Origin of the sequence: Nonomuraea thailandensis (genome assembly GCF_024172165.1) — a bacterium.
GTDB classification, from domain to species: domain Bacteria; phylum Actinomycetota; class Actinomycetes; order Streptosporangiales; family Streptosporangiaceae; genus Nonomuraea; species Nonomuraea thailandensis.
Window position 1 is genome coordinate 316,328 of sequence record NZ_JAMZEB010000002.1, and the last position, 15,386, is coordinate 331,713.

At 70.7% G+C, this 15,386-nt stretch carries 15 protein-coding genes; 5 read left to right on the forward strand and 10 right to left on the reverse strand.

The features are described from left to right. Positions 1 to 28: 28 nt before the first annotated feature. Entirely contained in the window at positions 29 to 847 is an 819-nt protein-coding gene (locus HD597_RS05540) for a DUF4253 domain-containing protein (RefSeq protein ID WP_253740617.1), read from the reverse strand. A 110-nt stretch (positions 848 to 957) separates the two neighbouring features. Between HD597_RS05540 and HD597_RS05545 the strand changes: the two genes are divergently transcribed. Continuing rightward, on the forward strand, positions 958 to 1,536 hold the full coding sequence (locus HD597_RS05545) for an HAD family hydrolase (protein ID WP_253740618.1): 579 nt from the start codon (positions 958 to 960) through the stop codon (positions 1,534 to 1,536). On the opposite strand, the gene HD597_RS05550 is transcribed toward HD597_RS05545, so the two are convergent. Beyond that, positions 1,533 to 2,177 carry a TenA family protein gene (locus tag HD597_RS05550; RefSeq protein ID WP_253740619.1) on the reverse strand — a complete coding sequence of 215 codons (645 nt, stop codon included), beginning with the start codon at positions 2,175 to 2,177 and terminating at the stop codon, positions 1,533 to 1,535. The two genes, HD597_RS05545 and HD597_RS05550, sit on opposite strands and share 4 nt — an antisense overlap. Positions 2,178 to 2,285: 108 nt before the next feature. After that, on the reverse strand, positions 2,286 to 3,329 hold the full coding sequence (locus HD597_RS05555) for a TIGR03118 family protein (protein WP_253740620.1): 1,044 nt from the start codon (positions 3,327 to 3,329) through the stop codon (positions 2,286 to 2,288). A gap of 217 nt (positions 3,330 to 3,546) precedes the next feature. Here HD597_RS05555 and ppgK point away from each other — a divergent pair, with 217 nt between their 5' ends. After that, positions 3,547 to 4,281, forward strand: a complete 735-nt coding sequence (gene ppgK, locus HD597_RS05560) for a polyphosphate--glucose phosphotransferase (protein WP_253740621.1) — start codon at positions 3,547 to 3,549, stop codon at positions 4,279 to 4,281. Positions 4,282 to 4,327: 46 nt separating this feature from the next. Here ppgK and HD597_RS05565 read toward each other — a convergent pair whose 3' ends face one another. Next, positions 4,328 to 4,765, reverse strand: a complete 438-nt coding sequence (locus HD597_RS05565; protein ID WP_253740622.1) for a MarR family winged helix-turn-helix transcriptional regulator — start codon at positions 4,763 to 4,765, stop codon at positions 4,328 to 4,330. Between the two features lie 58 nt (positions 4,766 to 4,823). On the opposite strand from HD597_RS05565, the gene HD597_RS05570 reads away from it, so the two are divergent. Both HD597_RS05570 and hrpA read left to right on the forward strand, forming a co-directional pair. Further along, the gene (locus HD597_RS05570) at positions 4,824 to 5,180 is read left to right on the forward strand and encodes a VOC family protein (protein ID WP_253740623.1); all 357 of its coding nucleotides are present in this window, start codon (positions 4,824 to 4,826) and stop codon (positions 5,178 to 5,180) included. Between the two features lie 120 nt (positions 5,181 to 5,300). Next, complete coding sequence (gene hrpA / locus HD597_RS05575) at positions 5,301 to 9,170, forward strand: ATP-dependent RNA helicase HrpA (RefSeq protein WP_253740624.1); 3,870 nt, start codon at positions 5,301 to 5,303, stop codon at positions 9,168 to 9,170. Positions 9,171 to 9,225: 55 nt separating this feature from the next. On the opposite strand, the gene HD597_RS05580 is transcribed toward hrpA, so the two are convergent. Beyond that, on the reverse strand, positions 9,226 to 11,229 hold the full coding sequence (locus HD597_RS05580; RefSeq protein ID WP_253740625.1) for a catalase: 2,004 nt from the start codon (positions 11,227 to 11,229) through the stop codon (positions 9,226 to 9,228). 80 nt (positions 11,230 to 11,309) lie between these two features. Here HD597_RS05580 and HD597_RS05585 point away from each other — a divergent pair, with 80 nt between their 5' ends. After that, the gene (locus tag HD597_RS05585) at positions 11,310 to 11,963 is read left to right on the forward strand and encodes an HAD family hydrolase (RefSeq protein ID WP_253740626.1); all 654 of its coding nucleotides are present in this window, start codon (positions 11,310 to 11,312) and stop codon (positions 11,961 to 11,963) included. On the opposite strand, the gene HD597_RS05590 is transcribed toward HD597_RS05585, so the two are convergent. The 5 genes from HD597_RS05590 to HD597_RS05610 form a co-directional block, all read right to left on the reverse strand. After that, positions 11,956 to 12,279 carry a DUF5709 domain-containing protein gene (locus HD597_RS05590; RefSeq protein WP_253740628.1) on the reverse strand — a complete coding sequence of 108 codons (324 nt, stop codon included), beginning with the start codon at positions 12,277 to 12,279 and terminating at the stop codon, positions 11,956 to 11,958. The genes HD597_RS05585 and HD597_RS05590 overlap by 8 nt on opposite strands. Positions 12,280 to 12,312: 33 nt before the next feature. Then, positions 12,313 to 12,861 (reverse strand): hemerythrin domain-containing protein, encoded by a 549-nt coding sequence (locus HD597_RS05595; protein WP_253740629.1) that lies wholly within the window; start codon positions 12,859 to 12,861, stop codon positions 12,313 to 12,315. Positions 12,862 to 12,884: 23 nt separating this feature from the next. Further along, on the reverse strand, positions 12,885 to 14,438 hold the full coding sequence (locus HD597_RS05600; protein ID WP_253740630.1) for a gamma-glutamyltransferase family protein: 1,554 nt from the start codon (positions 14,436 to 14,438) through the stop codon (positions 12,885 to 12,887). A 70-nt stretch (positions 14,439 to 14,508) separates the two neighbouring features. After that, complete coding sequence (locus HD597_RS05605) at positions 14,509 to 14,880, reverse strand: MerR family transcriptional regulator (protein ID WP_308210568.1); 372 nt, start codon at positions 14,878 to 14,880, stop codon at positions 14,509 to 14,511. Beyond that, entirely contained in the window at positions 14,880 to 15,314 is a 435-nt protein-coding gene (locus HD597_RS05610; protein ID WP_253740631.1) for an Hsp20/alpha crystallin family protein, read from the reverse strand. Before HD597_RS05610 ends, HD597_RS05605 begins: the two co-directional genes overlap by 1 nt. Between the last annotated feature and the right edge of the window lie 72 nt (positions 15,315 to 15,386).

Sequence of the window (15,386 nt, forward strand, 5' to 3'; positions counted from 1 at the left end):
AGCTAAAGGTAGCGCAAAACCTCCACTTTCAGTCCCACCAGAACGACCACACGTGCCGCCCGGCGATCTGGCCGGCGTACCCCTCCAGGTCGCCCGGCCCCTGCACCACGTTGTCCGGGCAGAACGTCCAGTGCTCGGCCGCCACGTGCAGCGCGTGCTCGGGATCGACCGGCGGCGCCGCCACGCTCAGCTCCAGCGTGTTGAAGCCGACGGCCACCACCCGCGCCCCGAACCGGTCCTCCCAGCTCCGCACCACCGACGCCATCGGCACCATCCACTCGTTGTGGTGCAGCGCCCCCTGCCAGCCCATCACCGCCAGCGCGTCCGCGCCCCGGCCCGCCGCGACCAGGCCGAGCGGCATGCCCCTGGCCGCCAGCTCGCCCGCCAGCCAGTCGGCGACCGCCTCCGGCTCGGCCCTCAGCACGCCGGGCGGCGCCAGGCCGGGGCAGATCGCGCCGTACGGGTCCAGCTCCTCCAGCGCGTCGGGCGGCATCTGCGCCACCCACTCCTGCCACACCTCGGCCATGAACCCCTCGGCGGTGAAGTGGTCGATCTGGCGGGGATCGTCCGGCACGACCTGCCCCACGCTCCAGGGCTGCGCCGACTCGTCCAGCAGCAGCGGCCACAGGCCGCTGTGCGCGTGCCACTCGCGCAGCAGTGTCCAGTCCGCGCCGGTCACCGGATCGTCGCTCATCCAGAACGCCGGCCGCGCCGGCACCCCCTGCCCGGTGTAGCCGGGATCCGGCCAGACCACGTCACCGGGAGGCAGGGCCACGGGCAGCCGGCGCCCCCTGCCGCCGTCGGCGAACAGGGGGCCCAGCTCGCGTGGCAGCCGATGATCGCTCATGCCCTACCGTTCCGATACCGAATCCTGTCTCGGAGATGGTAGTGCCGCGGGTCGTCCCGGTACCTGTGGCGGGGACCTCCGGGTGCGGGTGTGAGGCAGAATGCTGTTCTGTGTTCCCCTTCGACGCGGTTCTCACCGACTTCGACGGCGTGCTGCGCCACTTCGACCACGCCGCTCAGGCCGACATCGAGGCCCGTTATGGCCTGCCCCTGATGAAGACGGCCTTCGACCCCGAGCTGATCCTGCCCCCGACGCTCGGCCACGTCTCCGAGGCGCAGTGGGCGGAGTCGATCGTGGCGGCGCTCGGCGGCGACGAGCGCGCGCGGCAGGCCGTGGCCGAGTTCATCGAGATCGGGTTCTGGGTGGACGAGCAGGTCAGGGAGCTGCTGGCCAGGGCGCAGGAGCGGGTGCCGGTGATCATCGTGACCAACGCCATGGACACGCTGGAGGAGCACATCGACCGGCTCGGGCTGACGTACTTCGCCGACGACGTGGTCAGCAGCGCCAGGGTCGGCGTCGCCAAGCCCGACCCGCGCATCTACGAGATCGCGGCGGAGCGGGCCGGGGCCGAGCCCGGGCGCTGCCTGTTCGTCGACGACCGGCTGCCGAACGTGGAGGCCGCCAGGGCTCTGGGCATGACCGGCATCCACTACCGGACGTTCCAGGATCTCGCCGACGTCCTGGGCTAGCCGGCGGCCATGTCGAAGAAGGCCCGCTCCAGCTCCACGGCCCGGCGGAAGACGCCCAGCACCTCCAGACGCCGCGCCTCGCCCAGCCCCTCGCCCAGCCGGTCCAGCTCGCCGCGCAGGAAGGCCACCCAGGCGCGGAACTCCTCGCCCTCGTGCAGCTCGATCCACTCGCGGTGCACGAAGCTCTCCGGCAGCGGCTCGGCCGCCCGCGAGGCCCAGCCGAGGTAACACCACTCGGCCACGCACAGCACGGCGGCGATCAGCAGGTAGTCCTGCGACGCGCGCACCTCGTCCATCAGCCGCCTGAACGCCGCCGTCACCGGCTCCAGCGGCACCTCGGTCCGCCCGCCCAGCTCGGCCAGCGCCCGGTGGAAGTACGTCTTCTCCTCGGTGGTCGCCACCTGCCCGAGGAACCTGCCGTACGGCACCCGCGCCTCGAACGTGTCGGCGGCGGCCACGGCCGCGCCGAGCAGTGCCGTGAAGGAGTCCACGAACTGGAAGTCCTGCTCCAGGTAGCGCCGCATCTCATCGCCGGCCGCCGTTCCCTCGGTGATCGCCATCGCGAACGGGTGCGTCACCACCGCCGTCCACTCGGGCTCGCACTGCTGCCTCAGCCACTCGCTGAACGTCTGCTCACTCATGACTTCGGACTCTAGAGGCTGTCCTTCGCGGTGGACCGCCGCCCCCTCGCCGTGCTGGGCGAGCTGCGCTTCTCGCCAGGCCAGGGGGCGGCGGCGATGGAGCGCCTGTCAGTACCCGCCGTAGGGATTCTGGGAGGGCGGCTGGGTATTCGGGGCGCTCGACCGGTGGCCCGCCGGATGCGTCGGGCTGCTCGACGGCGTGCTCGCCGCACCGTTGGAGCTCACCTTCGTGCCCTGCGGGGCGATGACCCCGATCAGGCCGTGCTTGGTGCCGTCGATGCCGGCGGAGAACCACAGCGAGCTCTCGCCGCCGGTGGCGGCGGTGCCCGGTTCGAGGTCCCAGAGGCCGGGCAGCACGATCGGCTTGCCGTCGGAGGTGCGCAGCGAGCCCAGGTGCCGGCCGCTGCGGTAGGCGTGGACGGTGCCGTCGCCGAAGTTGCCGACCAGCAGCGCGTTGCGGTACTCGCTCCGGCTCCAGCCCGCGGGCGCGGCGGTGATCCCCCAGGGGGCGTTCAGCCCGGTGCGGGAGATACGGCCGGTCAGGCGCCCCTCGGCGTTGAAGCGGCTGACGAAGCCCTTGCCGTTGCCGAAGACCGGCTTGCCGGTGCTCGGGTCGCGCAGGGCGTAGGCGACCCAGATGTTGCCGTTGGCCACCGCCACGTTGTAGGCGTTGTAGCCCCTCGGCAGTGCCCGGTCCCTGAACTGCCACCGGGCCAGGCCGATGCGCCTGAAGTCTTCGTCGAAGGCGTGGATGCGCCCGCTGGCGAAGTCCGCCGCCAGCAGGAACGCCTCGTCCTCGGTCTGGACGAGCTCCAGCCCCTTGTAGTCGGCGCCGCGGGTGAAGGCCGCGATGATCGCGTTGGCCGGGTCGACCTCCGCGTTCCAGCCGCTGATGGCGCCGCTCGGGCTGGAGAAGATGAAGGTGGCGGGCTTGCCCTTGACGGTGAAGCCCTCACCGGGGTTGAACACCTGGCCGGTCGGAGCTCCGCCCGGGATGGCGACCTCCGTCTTCTCCTTCTTGCCCGTGCCGGAGTAGACGGTGGCGCTACCGGTGCCGGTGTTCGAGACCCACAGAGTCTTGCCCATGGCCAGGCCCCACGGGTTGACGACCTTGGGGTCGGTGACCGGGGCTTTGCCCTGAACGTCCGACACAAGGTTGATGACGTCGAATCGCGTCCTGGTGGTGGCGTGTGCGGGAGAGGTGAGAGTCGCTCCCAAGACGACCGCAACAGCGCAGAGTGTGATGATGCGTGGCCGCATCCGTTGCCTCCTAGTTAGCGCTTGTGACGCGAGATACGCGGAGGGAAGGAGGCAGGTTCAGCCGGGCCAGAAATAGAGTTTTTCGCGCCGGTGGGGTAGGAGAAGGATCATGAACGTGCTGGGCATCGACATCGGCGGCTCGGGCATCAAGGGCGCGCCGGTCGACACAGAGGCCGGTGAGCTGCTGGAAGAGCGGCTGCGCATCCCCACCCCCGAGCCGTCGTCGCCGGACGCGGTGGCCGAGGTGGTGCGCACCATCACCGGTCATTTCGGCTGGACCGGTCCGGTCGGGGTCACCTTCCCCGGCGTCGTCGTGGGCGGCGTGATCAAGACGGCGGCCAACGTGGACCGCTCCTGGGTCGGCGTCGACGCGGCGGGGCTCTTCGGCGGGGCCACGGTGCTCAACGACGCCGACGCCGCCGGTCTGGCCGAGGTGCGCTTCGGCGAGGGGCGGGGGCGGCGGGGCACCGTCCTGGTGCTGACGTTCGGCACCGGCATCGGCAGCGCCCTGTTCGTGGACGGCGTGCTGGTGCCCAACACCGAGCTGGGGCACCTGGAGCTGAACGGCAAGGACGCCGAGCACCACGCCTCGGACCGGGCCCGTGAGAAGCACGACCTGAGCTGGGAGAAGTGGGCCGAGCGGGTGGAGGAGTACCTGCGCCACGTCGAGATGTTGTTCTCGCCGTCGCTGATCGTGATCGGCGGGGGCGTGAGCAAGAAGGCGGAGAAGTTCCTGCCGCACGTACGTCTCGACACGCCCGTGGTGCCCGCCGCGCTGCAGAACCAGGCGGGCATCATCGGCGTCGCCCTGGCGGCCGCGGGCCGCGTCGAGACCGTCCGCTGACCTCCGGGCGGACGCCGCGGGGCGCGTGGAACGTGCCCCGCGGCGCTCAGCCCTGCTCGGACAGGGCGTCGGCCATGTCGTTGAGCTGCCTCAGCAGCACCTCCGCCTGGGCCCGGTCCAGGCCGGCCGTCATCCGGCGCTCGATCGCCAGCACGTCGGCCCTGGCCGCCTCCAGGACCCGTTCGCCCGCCGCCGTCAGCCGCGTGGGCAGCGCGCGCCCCGACGGCGCCGTCGAGGGCCGTGACACGAGCCCCGCGTCCTCCAGGTTGCGCAGCACCACATTCATGGACTGGCGGGTCACGAACGCCCCTCTGGCCAGCTCCGCGTTCGACAGCCTGGGGTGCCGCCCGAGCAGCTCCAGGCACACGTACTGCGGCGTGGTGAGCCCGTGCGCGCGCAACGCGGCGTCCATGGCGGCCCGCAGCGCGGCCTGCACCCGCTTGAGCTGGTACCCGACGGTGCGGGTGGCATCGTCTTGCCTCATGTCAGAAGTCTGACATAAGCTCCTCGATGTCAAAATCCTGACATCGAAAGAGGGCATCATGACCGTCACCGGGATCGACTTCGTCGCGCTCCAAGTTCGCGATCTCGAGAAGGCCGCCGGCTTCTACGAGACGCGGCTCGGTCTCAAGCGCGCCCCCGGCCCGCCGCACGCGGTCGTGTTCGCCACCGAGCCCATCGCCTTCGCCGTACGCGAGCCGCTCCCGGGCGTGGACCTGCCCGAACGGCCGGGGGCCGGCGTGGCGCTCTGGCTCAAGGCCGACGACGCCCAGCGGCTGCACGACGAGCTCCAGGCGGCGGGCGTGCCGATCGTGACGCCGCCGGTGGACGGGCCCTTCGGGCGGACGTTCAGCTTCGCCGGCCCCGAGGGCTACGTGATCACGATCCACGACCGCTAGGGCGATCGCTTTTCACGATCACCGGGGGACACGGCGATATTGGGATGCGCGAGGCGGACGCGTCAGGCACCATGGGCGGTTGGCTCCGGGGATGCCGGGCTCAAATATCCTGAAAGCAGTATGGGAACGCCTTCGTTGTCCTCTCCACTCGCCGAGCTCCAGTCCCGCCTGCCCGAGCTCATGCCGCGCGACCAGCGGCGGTTGCGGCGCAGGCTCGACGGCATGCGCCGCGTGCGCTCCCGCGACGCGCGGGACAAGATCGTCGCGGAGATCCTGGCCGACCTGGAGCGGGCTGAGCAGCGACTGGTACGGCGCCGCGAGGCCGTACCGGTGGTGAAATATCCGGAAAACCTGCCTGTATCGCAGCGCAAGGACGACATCCTTGAGGCGATCCGCGACCACCAGGTCGTGATCATCGCTGGTGAGACGGGCTCGGGCAAGACCACCCAGATCCCCAAGATCTGCCTGGAGCTGGGCCGGGGCGTGCGCGGGCTGATCGGCCACACCCAGCCCCGCCGCATCGCCGCCCGCACGGTCGCCGAGCGCATCGCCGAGGAGCTCGGCACCGGCCTCGGCGAGGTGGTCGGCTACAAGGTGCGCTTCACCGACCAGGCGAGCGACCGCACCCTCGTCAAGCTCATGACCGACGGCATCCTGCTGGCCGAGCTGCAGAACGACCGCCTGCTCGACCAGTACGACACGCTGATCATCGACGAGGCCCACGAGCGCAGCCTCAACATCGACTTCATCCTCGGCTACCTGAAACAGCTCCTGCCCAAGCGCCCCGACCTCAAGGTCGTCATCACCAGCGCCACGATCGACCCCGAGCGCTTCTCCCGCCACTTCGACGACGCGCCGATCATCGAGGTGTCCGGCCGCACCTATCCGGTGGAGGTGCGCTACCGGCCGCTGGAGGAGGACGACGACCAGACGCAGGGCATCGTGGACGCCTGCCGGGAGCTGGTCGGCGAGGGCCCCGGCGACATCCTGGTGTTCCTGTCGGGCGAGCGGGAGATCCGCGACGCCGCCGACGCCCTGGCCAAGGCGGACTTCCGCAACACCGAGATCCTGCCGCTCTACGCCCGGCTCAGCGCCGCCGAGCAGCACCGCGTCTTCCAGCGCCACACCGGCCGCCGCGTCGTGCTGGCCACCAACGTCGCCGAGACCTCGCTCACCGTCCCCGGCATCAAGTACGTCGTCGACCCCGGCTTCGCCCGCATCTCCCGCTACAGCCACCGCACCAAGGTGCAGCGCCTGCCGATCGAGCCCATCTCGCAGGCCAGCGCCAACCAGCGCAAGGGCCGCTCCGGGCGGACGTCCGACGGCATCTGCATCCGGCTGTACGAGGAGGAGGACTTCCTGGGCCGGCCGGAGTTCACCGACCCCGAGATCCTGCGTACCAACCTGGCCTCCGTCATCCTCCAGATGACCTCGATCGGGCTGGGCGACATCGAGGCGTTCCCGTTCGTCGAGCCGCCGGACCGCCGCCAGGTCAAGGACGGCGTCAGCCTGCTGCACGAGCTCGGCGCGTTCGACGCCCAGAACAAGCTCACCGGCGTCGGCCGCAAGCTCGCCCAGCTCCCGGTGGACCCGCGCCTGGGCCGCATGGTCCTGGAGGCCGAGAAGAACGGCTGCCTGCGCGAGGTCATGGTGATCGCCGCCGCCCTGTCCATCCAGGACCCGCGCGAGCGCCCCTCCGACAAGCAGCAGCAGGCCGACGAGAAGCACCGCCGCTTCGCCGACCCCGAGTCCGACTTCATGGCCTACCTCAACCTGTGGAACTATCTGCGCGACAAGCAGAAGGAGCTGTCCTCCAGCGCGTTCCGGCGGTTGTGCAAGGCCGAGTTCCTCAATTACCTGCGCGTACGCGAGTGGCAGGACATCTACAGCCAGATACGCCAGTCGCTCGGCGCCCAGCCCAACAGCGGCCCGGCCGACCCGTACCACGTGCACACCTCGCTGCTGGTCGGCCTGCTGTCGCACATCGGCGTCAAGGACGTCATGGAGAAGCGCGGCGCCGACGGCCGCCGGCCGATCCAGGAGTACCTCGGCGCCCGCAACGCCCGCTTCGCCATCTTCCCCGGCTCGGCGCTGGCCAAGAAGCAGCCGCAGTGGGTCATGTCGGCCGAGCTCGTCGAGACCTCACGCCTGTGGGCCCGGGTCAACGCCAAGATCGAGCCCGACTGGGTCGAGCCGCTCGCGCAGCACCTCGTCAAGCGCACCTACTCCGAGCCGCACTGGGAGAAGAACCAGGGCGCCGTGATCGCCCTGGAGAAGGTCACCCTGTACGGCGTGCCGCTGGTGACCGGCCGCAAGGTCAACTACGGCCGCATCGACCCCGACCTGTCGCGCGAGCTGTTCATCAGGCACGCGCTCGTCGAGGGCGACTGGGACACCCACCACAAGTTCCTCAAGGACAACCGCCGGCTGCTCGGCGAGGTCGAGGAGCTGGAGAACCGCGCCCGCCGCCGCGACATCATGGTGGACGACGAGGCCCTGTTCGACTTCTACGACCACCGGGTGCCGGCCGAGGTGGTCTCGGCCCGCCACTTCGACTCCTGGTGGAAGCAGGTCAGGCAGGAGCAGCCGGACCTGCTCACGTTCTCGCCGGAGATGCTCGTCAACGAGGGCGCCGACATCAGCGCCCGCGACTACCCCGACACCTGGAAACAGCTCGGCCAGCGGATGAGGCTGACCTACCAGTTCGAGCCGGGCGCCGACGCCGACGGCGTCACCGTCCACGTGCCGCTCCAGGTGCTCAACCAGGTCAACTCCGACGGCTTCGACTGGCAGATCCCCGGCCTGCGCGAGGAGCTGATCACCGCACTGATCCGCTCACTGCCGAAGCACGTGCGCCGCAACTTCGTGCCCGCCCCCAACTACGCCAAGCAGGTGCTCGCCGGCGTCAAGCAGGGCGGCGAGCCGCTGCTGGAGGCCGTCGAACGCGAGCTGCTGCGCCTGACCGGCATCCGCGTCCCGCGCGACGCCTGGCAGCTCGACCAGGTGCCCGATCACCTGCGCATCACCTACCGGGTGATCGACGAGCGCAAGCGCACGGTGGCCGAGGACAAGGACCTCGACGCCCTCAAGCGCCGCCTGGCGCCGCGCCTGCGCCAGACGCTCTCGCAGGCGGGCGACGACCTGGAGCAGACCGGCCTGCACACCTGGAGCTTCGGCACCCTGCCCAAGGTCTTCGAGCAGGGCCGCATGAAGGGCTACCCGGCTCTGGTGGACGCGGGCGACTCCGTCTCCATCAAGATCTTCGAGACCCAGGCCGAGCAGCGCCGCTCCCACTGGCCCGGCGTGCGCCGCCTCCTGCTGCTCAACGTCACCAACCCCGCCAAGTCGCTGCTCGGCGGCCTGTCCAACCAGGCCAAGCTGGCCCTGTCACGCAGCCCCCACGGCGGGGCGGTGGCCCTGTTCGACGACGTGGTGAACGCCGCCGTGGACAAGCTCATGCTCGACGCCGGCGGCCCCGCCTGGGACCCGGTCGGCTTCGACCGCCTCTACCAGCACGTGCGCGCCCACCTGTACGACGCGGCGCAGGACGTGCTGGCGAAGGTGGAGCAGATCCTCAGCGTCTGGCACGAGTCGAACGTGCGCCTGGACGCGCTGCGGGCGAGCGCGGCGACGGCGGACGTGCGGGATCAGCTCGGCAAGCTGGTGTACAAGGGCTTCGTGACGGCCACGGGCCATCGCCGGCTGTCCGACATCCTGCGCTACATCCGGGCCATCGACCGCCGCCTCGCCAAGCTGCCCGAGGAGCCCTGGCGGGACCAGGAGTGGATGGATCGGGTGCACAAGGTCGAGGACGACTATCTCGACGTGCTGGAGCGGCTGCATCCGGCGCGGCGGGGGGATCCGGACGTGGTGGAGATCCGGTGGATGATCGAGGAGCTGAGGGTGAGTTTCTTCGCTCAGACGCTGGGCACTCCCACGCCTGTGTCGGAGAAGCGGATCGCGAAGGCGATGGAGAAGCTCACGCCCTGATCACTGTAGACGGCATCGGCCGCCTCCGCTCGTTGCGGAGGCGGCCGACCAGGTCTCAGGCGGGTACGCCGGACACGTCCCGGTCGTAGAACCGGTGCCCCGCCACCGCCTCGGCGAAGGCGGAGGCGATGTCGTCCCCCACGACCACTCCCACGTCGTTGGGCAGCCGAGCGGCCTCCACGAGCTGCCGCCCCGACCCCACGGCCCCCACGGCCTTGCCGTGCCTGAACGCCTCCAGCACGAAGAAGACGGCCCTCGCGGAGGAGGCGAGCGCGCCCCCATCGGCGGCCACCACCGCGTCGTAGATGACCGAGTTGGCCGCGCTGAGCTGCCGGTCCACCGGCAGGCCGCCGATCTCGCCCTCGTGCGGCGCCACGATCTCGCAGATCGCCCCCTGGCCTTCGAGCGCCTGGCGGAAGGCGGTGACGGCGGCGGCGTCCGTCCCGTCGGCCATCAGGATGGCGATCTTGCGGGTGGCGACGCTGCGGGGCTGGCCGGTCATGCTGAGCGCGGGCGAGGCGGCGGAGTGCACCTGGCCGCCGCTCGGCGCGGGCAGGCCGAGGCCCTGGGCGACCGCCGCGCCCAGATCCGGATGGATCTTGCCGCAGTGGACGACCATGGCCTCCTTGATGTGCTTGCGCTCCACGTGCCCCAGCTCGAACAGGAAGGCGGCCACGATGTGCCGCTTCTCCCAGTCGGCCATGCTGTTCCAGAACAGCGTGGCCTGGCTGTAGTGGTCCTCGAAGCTCGGGCTGCGCATGCGGATCTTGGAGCCTTCCACCTTCTCCTGGTAGTGCCGGTAGCCGTCCATGGCCGCCGGGCAGCCGCCGCTGATGGAGTTGGGCGCGTAGCTGGTGCGCGACTCGTGGATCAGGTGCTGGTGGAAGCCGTCGCGCTGGTCGTTGCGTACGGGGGAGATCGGGCGGTTGATGGGGATCTGCGGGAAGTTGGGCCCGCCGAGCCTCAGGAGCTGGGTGTCCAGGTAGGAGAAGTTGCGCGCCTGGAGCAGGGGGTCGTTGGTGAAGTCGATGCCGGGCACGAGGTTGGCCGTGTGGAAGGCCACCTGCTCGGTCTCGGCGTGGAAATTCTGCGGGTTGCGGGTGAGCGTCATCTTGCCGACGGGCCGCAGCGGCACCTGCTCCTCAGGGATGATCTTCGTGGGATCGAGCAGGTCGAAGTCGAAGTCGTGCTCGCGCGACTCGGGCACGAGCTGCACGCACAGCTCGTACTCGGGGTAGGCGCCCTGCTCGATCGCCTCCCACAGGTCACGGCGGTTGAAGTCGGGGTCGTTGCCCTGGATGCGCAGCACCTCGTCCCACACCAGCGAGTACGTCCCCAGCTTCGGCCGCCAGTGCCACTTGACGAACGTGCCCTGCCCCCGGTCGTTCACCAGCCGGAACGTGTGCACCCCGAAGCCCTGCATCATCCGGTAGCTGCGCGGGATCGCCCGGTCGGACATCAGCCACATGATCATGTGCAGCGACTCGGGCTGGAGCTGGATGAAGTCCCAGAACGTGTCGTGCGCCGACTGCGCCTGCGGGATCTCCCAGTGCGGCTCCGGCTTGACGGCGTGCACGAAGTCGGGGAACTTGATGCCGTCCTGGATGAAGAAGACCGGGAAGTTGTTGGCGACCAGGTCGAAGTTGCCCTGGGTGGTGTAGAACTTCGTGGCGAAGCCGCGCACGTCGCGTACGGTGTCGGCCGAGCCGCGGAAGCCCGCCACCGTCGAGAAGCGCACGAAGGTGGGCGTCTTGACGGAGGTGTCGTTCAGGAACGCGGCGGAGGTGTACTCGCCGAGCGGCTCGTACAGCTCGAAGACCCCGTACGCGCCCGAGCCCCTGGCGTGCACCACCCGCTCGGGGATGCGCTCGTGGTCGAAGCGGGTGATCTTCTCGCGGAAGTGGAAGTCCTCCATGAGGGTCGGCCCGCGGGTGCCCGCCTTGAGCGAGTTGTCCGTGTCGTCGACCCGGATGCCCTGATCGGTGGTCATGTTGAGGTCGTCGAGTGGCACGCGGTGCTCGTCGAGCTGGCGGTCCTTCGCGTCACGCTCTGGTTGCATGAAAAGATCCCCCTTACGGATAGTTCGTCCGGTGTGTGCTAGTGCCCAGATGTATGAGGTGAAACAGGGTGGGGGGATCGATGATCAAAGCAGTGGTGTTCGACGTCGGGGAGACGCTGATCGACGAGACGCGCATCTGGTCGCGCTGGGCCGAGCGGCTGGGCGTGAGCCACTTCGTGCTGATGGGCGCGCTGGGCGGGATGGCCGCGCTGGACCGCCCGCACGGCGACGCCTTCCGGCTGATCCGGCCGGGCTTCGACCTCGAGACCGAGGAGGCCGCCTGGGAGCGGGACGACCCCCGCGGCCTGCGCAACCACTTCGACGCCGACGACCTCTACCCCGACGTGCGCGAGGCTCTGTCCGCCATCCGCGCGGCCGGGCACCAGGTGATCATCGCGGGCAATCAGCCCCGGCGTGCCTACGACGCCCTGGTCGCCATGGACCTGCCCGCCGACTCCGTGCACACCTCCGAGGGCTGGGGCGTGTCCAAGCCGGAGGCGGGCTTCTTCGCCAAGGTGGCCGCCGTGGCGGGCCGCGAGCCGGCCGAGATCCTCTACGTGGGGGACCGGCTCGACAACGACGTGCTGCCGGCCGCCGCCGCGGGCATGCGCACGGCGCTGCTGCGCCGCGGCCCCTGGGGCTACCTGCATGCCGAACGCCAGGAAGCGCAGGCCGCCGACGTGATCGTCGACGACCTGCACGCGCTCCTGCCCGCCCTGGAACGGCTCACGTGAGATTCTCGTCGGGATCGATGCGGACGGCTCGCTCCTCGGCCGACAGGTCGTCGTTGTCGTCGAGGTAGTCCACACCGATCTCCTCGTCGTCCCGGTCAGGCTCCAGGCCCTCGTCCGGCTGGGTCAGCCGGTGCTTGGGGCGGGGCTGGCGCAGGCGCTCGGGAGCCTCTCGCCGCAGCCGTTCGTCCAGGGTGTCCCTGCGTTGCGGGTCGTCCTCGACGACCTCGTGGCGGAGGCCGAGATCGTCGGTCCACTCGGTGACCTCGATCTCCTGCTCATCTGCCATGCCGTGCCGGTTCGGAGGTGTTTCGGTCATACGCGCCCCCTACCCAGGGAGCGGGCCGGAATCCTAGGACTTGGTGTCCCGCAGGGCCTGTGCCAACTCTTCTTTGCCCATCTGGGAGCGGCCGGGGATGTCCGCCTGCTGCGCCCGCTCGTTCAGCTCGGCCTTGGTGGGGCCGTCGGCCGAGCCGGCCGGGCCGCCCAGCGCCTGCAGCTCCTCGGCCCTGCGCTCCCAGAACGCCTTGCCGAGCCGCTCCAGCTCCTTGGCGTCCGCCGCCTTCTTCAGCGAGGGCAGGAGCTTGGTCTCCTCCTCCTCGACGTGGTGGTTGACGGACTCGATGAGATCGTCGAGGGCCTTGGCGAACTCCGCCGTGCCGGGCTGCGCGCGCACGAGCGAGTCGAGCAGGACCTCCGCCTCCTTGTGCTCCTCGACGCTGTGGTGGGCGTCGATGCCCGGGTAGACGCGGTCCTCCTCGGCGCGCGCGTGCGCGATCAGGAGGGCGTGCAGTTCGGCGACCAGAGCCTTCTGGTCGCCCTGCCGCTTCTTGAGCTTGTCGAAGATGCCTTCTACGACCCTGTGGTCCTGCGTGATGAGAGTGATGACGTCCGTAGCCATGGTGTGGCTCGCTACCCGGACGGTCAGCGTCCAATCGCGGATCCGACGAGCGAGCGGGGGTCGGCGGCGCCGGCCAGCATCCCGTCGTCCCGGACGTCGATGAGGTGGGCGTGGCCGAACGAGCTCCCGTACGGCAGCGCCGCCACCCGGTGGCCGATCGCCGCCAGGCCGTCGGCCCAGCTCGCGCCCTCCTCCAGGTCGAGCACGGCGTCGTCGGGGGAGTCCCAGGTGTCGAACCCGGTGCCGCCGGTGCCCAGCCGCCAGCGCGGCGCCGAGATCGCCCGCCCCGGCTCCTCGCCGTGCAGCAGCAGGCGGGTGATGACCTGCAGCAGGATCTGGGGCTGCGCGTCGCCGCCCATCGTGCCCACCACGGACCTGAGCGTGCCGTCGCGGCGGGTGATCAGCGCGGGCGTGAGCGTGTGGGGCGGGCGCCTGCCGGGGCCGTACTCGGCGGGATGGCCGGGCTTGAGGGAGAAGCCGATGCCGCGGTTGTGGAGGTTGATCCCGGTACGGGGTTCGAAGAGCATGCTGCCGAACCCGGCCGCGTTCGACTGGATCAGCGAGACGCCCATGCCGTCGGCGTCGACCGCGCACAGGTACGTCGTGTCGCCCGGCTCGGCCGGGGCGCGCAGCCGCAGCCGGGAGCCCGGGTCGATGAGCGCCCGCCGCCTGGCGGTCTCGGCCGGTTCGAGCAGGTCCTTGGCGGCCTCGTGCAGCACGTCGAGCCGGTCGTGCCCGGCGACCCTGGCGGACTCGGCCAGCAGGTGGGCCCAGGCGGGATGGCGGGGCGAGCGGGGCAGGTCGAGCCCCTCGGCGATGGCCAGCGCGCGCAGCAGCAGGTAGCCCTGGGAGTTGGGCGGCATCGACCAGACGTCGTGGCCGAACACGCGCGCCTTCAGCGGCTCGACCCAGTCGGCGCCCGGCACGGCCAGGTCACCCTCGGTGTACTCGCCGGCGCCCAGCTCGACCAGGCCCTGCCCGAACTCGCCCAGATAGAAGCCGTCCCTGCCGCGCTCGGCCACCGCGCGCAGCGCCCGCGCGACGCCCGGCCTGGTGACGCGGTCGCCGGCGGCGCGCACGGCGGCGAAGTCGGCGCCGCCGGGCCGGCGGGCCGCGGCCACGGCGCCCGCCAGCATCAGCGGCGAGGCGGGGAAGCCGTGATCGGCCAGCCTGATCGCCGGCGCGAGCAGCTCCGCCAGCGGCAGCCGGCCGTGCCGGGCGTGCAGCGCCGCCCAGCCGTCCACGCAGCCGGGCACCGGCACGGACCTGACGTCGTGCAGGTGCGGCATGCGCGTGTGACCCTCGGCGCGCAGCCGGGCGGGATCGGCGCCGGATCCCGCCCGGCCGGAGGCGTTGAGCGCGCTCGCCCCGCCTCTCCGGGCCGGCTCGTGGACCAGGGCGAACAGGTCGCCGCCGAGACCGCACATGTGGGGGGCGACGACGGCGAGCACGGCGTTGGTGGCGATGGCCGCGTCCGCGGCCGATCCGCCACGCTCCAGCATCGTCAGCCCGGCCGCCGAGGCCAGGTGATCGACGCTGCACACCATGCCGGAAGGCGCGTATCTGGTGTTGTGCACGTGATGAGGGTACGCGCCCGCCACCAGGGCGGGCGCCGCCACGAGGCCGCGCCCGCCACGGCCCCCGAGGTCACTCCAGGTCGCGCAGCCGGGCGCGGGCCTCCTTGAGCTGCTGGCGGAGCACGACGACCTCATGCTCCAGCTCCAGGATGCGGCGGATGGCGATGAGCGTCATGCCCTCCTGGGTCATGCGGGTCACGTGCTGCACGATGATGATGTCGCGGCGCGAGTAACGCCGCTGGCCGCCGCTCGACCGGCTCGGCCTGATGACGTCGTGCTGGTCGAGCCGCCGCAGGAACGCCTGCTGGACCTGGAGCATCTCCGCCACCTGCCCGAGCGAGTAGAGAGGCGCGTGTTCGTCGTCGAACGGCAGGTCCGGCATGCTTCCATTCTCCTCGTGGCGCGGGGGCGGGCGGAACACCCGCCCCCGTACCGCGCGCATCAGGCCTTGATGGCCTTGGTCTCGCCGCGCTGGATCGCCACCTTGCGCGGCTTGGCCCGCTCCAGGACCGGGATGCGGACGGTGAGCACGCCGTTGGCGTACCCGGCGTCGATCTTGTCGCTGTCGAGGTGCTCGGACAGGTAGACCCGCCGGGTGAACGTGCCCATGGTGCGCTCCCGGACGAACAGCCGCTCGTCCTCGGCGATCTCCTCCTCGCGGCGGGCGCTGACGCTGAGGACGCCGCGGTCCACCGTCACCTCGATGGAGTCGGGGTCGATGCCGGGCAGGTCGAAGCGCAGGAGCACGTCGTCCGCGCGGCGCAGCCCGTCCATCGGCATGACGGCGCCGCCGCTGCTGTCGAAGGTCTGGCGAGCGAGCCGGTTGAACTGCCGCTCGAACTCCTGGAAGAACGGGTCGATCGAGGTCAACAACATGGTCCACCCTCCTCGTGGGATCTCGTTTGCAGCTAACCTCTAACTCCAGTTGTAGGTTACCTGCTCACTGAA